Annotated in this window: 3 protein-coding genes; all 3 read right to left on the bottom strand. The window is 25.4% G+C overall.

The window, feature by feature from the left end; translation table 11 throughout:
• Positions 1-29: 29 nt before the first annotated feature.
• Entirely contained in the window at positions 30-560 is a 531-nt protein-coding gene (locus HG1285_RS01530) for a hypothetical protein (RefSeq protein WP_008289375.1), read from the bottom strand.
• Entirely contained in the window at positions 538-1029 is a 492-nt protein-coding gene (locus HG1285_RS01535) for a phosphate-starvation-inducible PsiE family protein (RefSeq protein WP_008289374.1), read from the bottom strand. The genes HG1285_RS01530 and HG1285_RS01535 overlap by 23 nt, the downstream gene beginning before the upstream one ends.
• On the bottom strand, positions 1026-1412 hold a 387-nt coding region (locus HG1285_RS01540; protein WP_008289373.1), incomplete at its 5' end, for a LysM peptidoglycan-binding domain-containing protein. The genes HG1285_RS01535 and HG1285_RS01540, both read right to left, overlap by 4 nt.

Raw genomic sequence — 1412 nt, 5'->3', positions numbered from 1 at the left:
AAATTTCTACACTTTCTACAGGTTTTTTGTTAAAAGTTTTGAGACTTTGTAAATGTTTTCAATTTCATCTCCAAAAAATCTATATAAAATAAACCTTCAAAAGGTATGTTAATCGTTAACCTTGAGCCTTTGAAAGAAAACTCTCCTTCATTTTCAACAAAATCTTCTCTAACATATCCGAATTCTATTAACGTTTTCAAAAGATATTCTAAGTTTATTTCTGTATTTGTTTTAAGTAAAACTGTTTTTCTTTCTGCAGATATTGATATGTTTAACGCATCTGGATTAACAATAAAAAATCCTTTTTTATTTTTTTGTATATTGTATACTGCATAATTTCTTTTAAATTGTGAAAGTGTGTTGTGTATTTCTGTTGATGCTGGGATATCTGCAATAAGATAATGCTTTTTAAAATAGTTTAAAAAAGCTTTTAGATTTTTTTCAAACTCTAAAGCTCTTTTTTCATCGTTTATTAAAATAACAGCATTTATAAAATTTTTAGCTAACTTATACTCTGGATAAGGAGTTATACAACCTTTATGTATTATCTGTTTTTTCAACTTCCTTTCTGACAGATTTTACTGGAGTTCTTTTCATTTGATAAAACTCTTTCTTAAAAATGTATTTAGGTACATAATATAGTGCTCCAATTACTATTATCAACAAGGAAGCTCCTATATAGTCGTAAAATTTAAAATGAGGGGCTTTTATTATTACTTCCCTTAAAACAGCAATAAGAGTTGTTTTTACGATAAGGGAAGTATCAAGTTCTCTTTCTTTGAGGTAAAAAATTAATAATCTAAAAAGTTCTATAAGAATGAAAAGATATAAGAATTTAGGAATTACATCTAAAGGTTTTGCTTCCTTGTATAAAACCAGAGCTATAATATCATATATTGCAAGTATAGTTATATAAAATATTACACCTGTAAGAGCAAGTATTATCAAATCTTCAAAAAATTCAAGTGTATCCCCTAAAGTTTTATGCACATTGTGAGGAGAAACAAGTTTCTGCCATTTTTTTCTCATCTATTAACCACCCTTTTTATTATGGTTAATTTTTCATTTACAACTATTATATTGGATTTTAAATTATTCCATTTTTTTAGCTGCTTTACACTTACTCCAAATTTTTTAGCTATTCTTATTAAAGAATCTCCCTTTTTTACTTTATAAAAAATATATCTAAACTTTGGTTTCCTCTTATGAACTTTTTTTCTTATATAATTAACTCTATGTTGCATTGCTTTCCTTGCTAAATTTTTATTTAAAACTCTTTTGTAAATTATTATTTTTTGGTTTGGGAGAATATAACTTTTTATTTTATTCCAGTGTTTCAGACTGCTGACTGTTGTTCCAAATTTTTTAGCTATTTTACCTAAAGTATCCCCTTTTTTAACTTTATATATTAT

The sequence above is a fragment of the Hydrogenivirga sp. 128-5-R1-1 genome, from assembly GCF_000171895.1.
Note: the sequence above shows the minus strand (reverse complement) of the source record. Positions and strands in the feature narration are given on the sequence as shown.